We start from the raw sequence: 5,745 nt of genomic DNA on the forward strand, positions 1-5,745 counted from the left end.
CTGGCGTCTCGTGGGGTGGGTGTTGTGTATAAGCCACAGCACCGGTGGTGGGGTTCAAGACGACGACCCGCCCGGCCGCCGCCACGCGGTACTGAGCCCGCCTCCGGCGGCCGGCCGCCACAGGGGAGCGGCCGGTCGCCGGAGGTGCGGTGTACCCCGGGTCGGGAGCATGCTGGCTGTGTGACCCGGCACGATACGACCCGGTATCCCCCGCCCGCCGGACACGGGGCCGCGGCCGGGGGACTCGACGGTGGCCGCGTGCCCGACGAGCTGTCCCTCGTACTCGCCCAGGCCCTCGTCAGCGCCGTCGAGTCGAGCGACGGCTACGCGGGCGGCGTCTACCTGCGCAGCAGGACGTCCGGACTTCTGCGGCTGGCGGTGCTCGCCGGGCTGCCGGCCCCGCTGTTCCGGCCCTGGTGGCGGATGCATGTGAACCGGCCCTTCCCGGTCTCCGAGGCCTACCGCTCGGGGCGGCCCGTGCTGCTCTCCGACGCGGAGGAGGCGATGCGCCGGTTCCCGCAGCTGATGGCGGGGCTGCCGTTCCCGTTCGGGTCGCTGTGGGTGCCGATCAACGGGCCCCGGGGCAGCGTCGGTGTGCTGGCGGTCCTGCGGGCCTCCACGCCGGGGCAGCCCGTCGCCCCCGCCGACGGGGACCGGCTGCACGACCTCGGCCGGCGGCTCGGCGGCGCGCTCACCGATCTGGAGCGGCGGGGCGTCGACTGCGTATGGGAGGCCGAGCCGGTCCCCGTGCAACTGCCCGCCGCCACCACGCCCCCGGTGCGGGTCGGCCGGTTCGACTGGGACCTGCACTCCGGGCAGGTCGCCGCCGACGACGAACTCTGCGCGATCCTCGGCTTCGAGCCCGCCGCCTTCCCGGGCACCGTCGACGCGCTCGCCGAACGGCTGGTCCCCGAGGACGTGTACGGGCTGTGGGCGCTGGCCCGGCGGACGGTGGAGTCCGCCGAACCGGTGGTCCGCCGGATGCGGCTGCGCGGCCCCGACGGCCGGTCCCACCTGCTGGAGCTGTCCGGCCGCTGGACACACCCGGACGGCGACGCCTCCGCCAGCCATCTGAGCGGCTTCCTGGTCGACCTCGGCGCGGGGCCCGTCGTGCCGGAGGCCGCCGACCGGCTGCCCCGGGGCATCCTCTCCCTGGACCGGCTCGGGCGGATCACGTACGCCAACGGCCTCGCCGAGGAGCTGCTCGGCCACTCCCGGCCGGAGCTGATCGGCCATGTGGTGTGGCAGGCCCTGCCGTGGTTCGGACACGAGGCCTACGAGGACCACTACCGGGCCGCCCTGATGGCCGACGAGCCCGTCCACTTCCTCGCCCGCCGCCCGCCCTCGCGCTGGCTGTCGGTGTCGCTGTACCCGGGCCACGACGGGGTGAGCGTCGTCCTCCAGGCCACCGACCAGCCGGCCTACGCCCCCGGCTCCGTCACCTCACCGGGTCTTGGCATCGGCTCGACCGCCGACCGCTCCTCCGCGCTGTACCGGCCGGTGGCCCTCGCCATCGCGCTGACCGAGGCGGTCACCGCACGTCAGGTCTCCGCGGTGGTCACCGAGGAGCTGCTCCCCGCGTTCGGCGGCCGCCAGCTCGCCATCTACCTGCTGAACGAGCGCCACCTCCATCTGGCCTGGGAGACGGGGTTCCCGAAGGGTTTCCTCGACCGCTTCGACGGGGTCGGGCTCGACGTCAGCATCCCCGGGGTGGAGACCCTGACCACGGGCCGCCCGATCTTCTTCGAGTCCATGCAGCGCCTGGCCGAGGCCTACCCGGGCATCCCCATCGACGCGGACGTCGGGGCGCGGGCTTTCCTGCCGCTGATCGCCTCGGGCCGACCCGTCGGCTCCTGCATCCTCGGCTTCGACCGGCCCCGCGGCTTCAGCCCGGAGGAGCGCACGGTCCTGACGGCCCTGGCCGGGCTCATCGCCCAGGCCCTGCAACGCGCCCAGCGTTACGACAGTGAGTCCGCCCTCGCCCGCGGACTCCAGGACGCCCTGCTGCCGCACCGGCTGCCCGAGGTGGACGGGGTGGACACCCTGGGGCGCTACCTCTCCGGCACCCAGGGGATGGACGTGGGCGGCGACTGGTACGACGTCATCGAGACCGGCCACGAACTCGCCCTGATCATCGGCGACGTGCAGGGGCACGGGGTGTCGGCCGCCGCGACCATGGGTCAACTGCGCAGTGCGGTACGGGCGTTCGCGCTGAGCAACCACGATCCGCAGGAGGTGATGAGCGGCACGAACCGGCTGCTGATCGACCTCGACCCGGGCCAGTTCGCGAGCTGCTGCTACGTCGCCCTCGACCCGGTGACCGGCGTGGCCCGTGCCGTACGGGCGGGGCATCCGCAGCCCGTGCTGCGGCGGCCCGACGGCCGGACGGAGGTGCTGGACCTGCCCGGCGGCATCGTGCTCGGGATCGACGGGGACGCGGCCTACCCGGTCACGGAGATGCGGCTCGAACCCGGCGCGATGCTGGCCCTGTTCACGGACGGGCTGATCGAGCGCCCCGGCACGGACATCGACGAGGGGATCGAGCGGCTGCGCGCCACCGTCGAACGGATCGGCGCGGTCCCGCTGGCCGACACGGCCGACCAGGTCATCGGAGAGGCCAGAGCGGCCACCGACCGCCCGGACGACATCGCGCTCCTGCTGGCCGCCCGGTGGGCCGAGGCCCCGGAGGTCCGCCGGCCCCGGACGGATCGGGAGCCCGGGCCCGACCTGTGGCGCACGTTCAGAGGTCCGGACCCGGGGCGTACTGCGGGCCCGGCCTCCTCATAGGCGTCCTGCCTGTCCGTCCTGTCGGTGTGTGCCCCGCCGGGATCAGGCGTCGGCGGGCAGCTCGGCCGGCACGAAGGCGCCGGAGGCCTCCAGCATGCCCTCGCGCTCCACGACCTTGATCCGTTCACGGCCCTGGGCCACACCCAGCGCCTGCTCGTGGGCGTCCAGCTTGTGCCAGCCCTCCCAGGTCGTGTACCGGACGCCCCGGCCTTCCAGGAACGCCTCGACGGCCTCCGGAGCGGGCGCGGCGGGCTCGGCCAGACGACCGGCGGCGCGGTCCTCCAGGAGGCAGGCGACCGTCTCGTTGGCGTCGCCCTTGGTGTGCCCGATCAGACCGATCGGGCCGCGCTTGATCCAGCCGGTCACGTAGACCGAGGCCATGGGGGCGTCGCCGGCGATGACGCGTCCCGCCTCGTGCGGGACGGTGCCGGAGGCCACGTCGAAGGGGAGCTTGGGCAGCTCCTCCGAGTAGTAGCCGACGGCGCGGTAGACGCTCTGCATGTCCCAGTCGGTGAACTGACCGGTGCCCCGGACGTTGCCGGTGCCGTCCAGCTCGGTGCGCTCGGTGCGCAGCGCCACGACCTTGCCGTCCTCGCCGAGGATCTCGACCGGGGACTCGAAGAAGTGCAGGAACAGCTTGTGCGGGCGGTCGCCGACGTCGCGGATCGCCCAGTTCTCCAGGGTCTGCGCGACCATGTTGGCCTGCTTGTTCTCCCGGCGGGTCGCGATGGAGCCCTCGTCGTACTCGATGTCCTCGGGGTTGACGATGACCTCGATGGTGGGGGAGTGGTCCAGCTCCCGCAGCTCCATCGGGCTGAACTTGGCCTGCGCCGGGCCACGCCGCCCGAACACGTGCACCTCCAGCGCCTTGTTCTCCTTGAGGTCCTGGTACACGTTGTCCGGGATCTCGGTGGGCAGCAGCTCGTCGGCCGTCTTGGCCAGGACCCGGGCCACGTCCAGGGCCACGTTCCCGACGCCGAGCACGGCGACCTTCTCCGCGGCGAGCGGCCAGGAGCGCGGGACCTCGGGGTGCCCGTCGTACCAGGAGACGAACTCGGCCGCGCCGTAGGAACCGTCCAGCTCGATGCCGGGGATGTCGAGCGCGCGGTCGGCCTCGGCGCCGGTGGAGAAGATCACCGCGTCGTAGAACGACCGCAGGTCGTCCAGGCCGATGTCGTGCGGGTAGCTGACGTTGCCGAAGAGCCGGATCTGGGGCTTGTCCAGCACCTGGTGCAGCGCCTTGACGATGCCCTTGATCCGCGGGTGGTCCGGGGCCACGCCGTAACGGATCAGGCCGAAGGGCGCGGGCATGCGCTCGAAGAGGTCGATGGAGACCCCCGGGTCCTGGCAGACCTCGGATTTGAGCAGCGCGTCCGCAGCGTAGATACCGGCGGGGCCGGCTCCGACAATGGCGACGCGGACGGGGCGTGTCATGGCGTGGTGATCCTTCGGGGCGGGCGAACGCGGGCAGGTACAGCGTACGTCGGAGGTAAGGGTTGGCTTACTAGTCTCCACCCCACCGTAAGCGATCGCCCCCCGGACCCTTCGGCCGCCCCTGCGGGGGGTGCCCGATTAGTCCGCTTTGCTATCCCTATATGGTCGATTTGTTTCTTTTGAGCTTCTCATCCATAAAGGGCCTCGATGGTGTTGTTGAGGTATTTGCCTGGGCCTGTTTTCGCCATCGCGCCGAGGGAGTGGTGAGCGTCACGTCCCAGGGGGCGGACGCAGAAGCGGAGGCATCGGTTCCCTTCTGTGCGAAGAAAGTTGACGGCATGACGGCGCGGCCCGATCCGGGAATTCCGTTATTCGATCATGCACGGAAAAGGGAATCCGGAATGCGGGGCTTGTTCCACCCGATGTTTCTCGCCTACGGTCACCGTCAATCCGGATGGAACGCCGAGTCCTGCCGCCGTCCGGGAATCCGAAACCCACTCACGTACGGCAGGAGCGGGGGAACCAGGTAAGTCGCCGATCCGTAACCGGAACGGCTTGGGGTGAAGTCGCACGCCGTGCGGCCAGACATCTCCCGTCTGAACCCGACAGCTCACCTCGCAGGCGCCGGAGAGGAAATCCCCCATGCCCGCACAGGGTAAGCACCGCCGTCCCAAGTCCACCTCGCTGAGCCGCGGCCTCGCCGCCGTGACCACCGGCGGAGCCGTTCTCGCGCTCCCGGTGATCGGTGCCACCAGCGCCTTCGCGGCCCCGGCGCCCGCCGCCGCACCGCAGCAGGCCGTGGCGCCCGCCTCGGCGCCCCAGGCGAATTCCGCCGCGAAGACCGCGCCCGCCAAGCATTCCGTGGTGGCCGGCGAAACTCTTTCCAAGATCGCCCGCGAACATTCCGTCAGCGGCGGCTGGGAGAAGCTGTACGAAGGCAACCGGAAGATCGTCGGAGAGAATCCCGACCTTATTCACCCCGGTATCAAGCTGGTCCTCGGAGGCCAGGCCGCCGCCTCGTCGGACGACAAGCCCGCCAAGTCCTCGCCGTCCGCCGCTCGCGGCGCTTCGGCGGACCGCGCCGACCGTTCGGAGCGCATCGAGGCCGCCCCGGCGGCGAAGGCCGCTCCGGCCGCCGAGAAGGCCGTCACCTACACGAACGACCTCGACGGCTGGATCAAGGAGTCGCTGGCGGTCATGGCCGAGCAGGGCATCCCCGGCACCTACGAGGGCATCCACCGCAACATCATGCGCGAGTCCTCGGGCAACCCGGCCGCCATCAACAACTGGGACTCCAACGCGGTCAAGGGCACCCCGTCCAAGGGCCTGCTCCAGGTCATCGACCCGACGTTCCAGGCGTACCACGTGCCCGGCACCTCGACCGACAGCTACGACCCGGTCGCCAACATCACGGCCGCGTGCAACTACGCCGCGGACCGCTACGGCTCGATCGACAACGTCTTCGGCGCCTACTGATCCTCCGCGACCGAGCAGCAGGAGCCCCCGGACCGCACGGTCCGGGGG

General features: G+C 71.6%; 3 protein-coding genes and 1 riboswitch. Of the genes, 2 read left to right on the plus strand and 1 reads right to left on the minus strand.

What is annotated here, in order from left to right; translation table 11 throughout:
• Window positions 1-258: 258 nt before the first annotated feature.
• Window positions 259-2,787 (plus strand): SpoIIE family protein phosphatase, encoded by a 2,529-nt coding sequence (locus ACFWM7_RS32900; protein WP_383267793.1) that lies wholly within the window; start codon window positions 259-261, stop codon window positions 2,785-2,787.
• A 42-nt stretch (window positions 2,788-2,829) separates the two neighbouring features.
• On the opposite strand, the gene ACFWM7_RS32905 is transcribed toward ACFWM7_RS32900, so the two are convergent.
• Window positions 2,830-4,221, minus strand: coding sequence for an FAD-dependent oxidoreductase (locus tag ACFWM7_RS32905; protein ID WP_383267796.1), 1,392 nt, complete (start codon window positions 4,219-4,221; stop codon window positions 2,830-2,832).
• 477 nt (window positions 4,222-4,698) lie between these two features.
• Window positions 4,699-4,858: riboswitch (cyclic di-AMP (ydaO/yuaA leader) on the plus strand.
• Window positions 4,859-4,863: 5 nt separating this feature from the next.
• On the opposite strand from ACFWM7_RS32905, the gene ACFWM7_RS32910 reads away from it, so the two are divergent.
• Entirely contained in the window at window positions 4,864-5,697 is an 834-nt protein-coding gene (locus ACFWM7_RS32910) for a transglycosylase SLT domain-containing protein (protein WP_383267799.1), read from the plus strand.
• The last annotated feature ends 48 nt before the right edge of the window (window positions 5,698-5,745 follow it).

This window comes from Streptomyces sp. NPDC058375, assembly GCF_042723425.1.
GTDB lineage: Bacteria > Actinomycetota > Actinomycetes > Streptomycetales > Streptomycetaceae > Streptomyces > Streptomyces durocortorensis.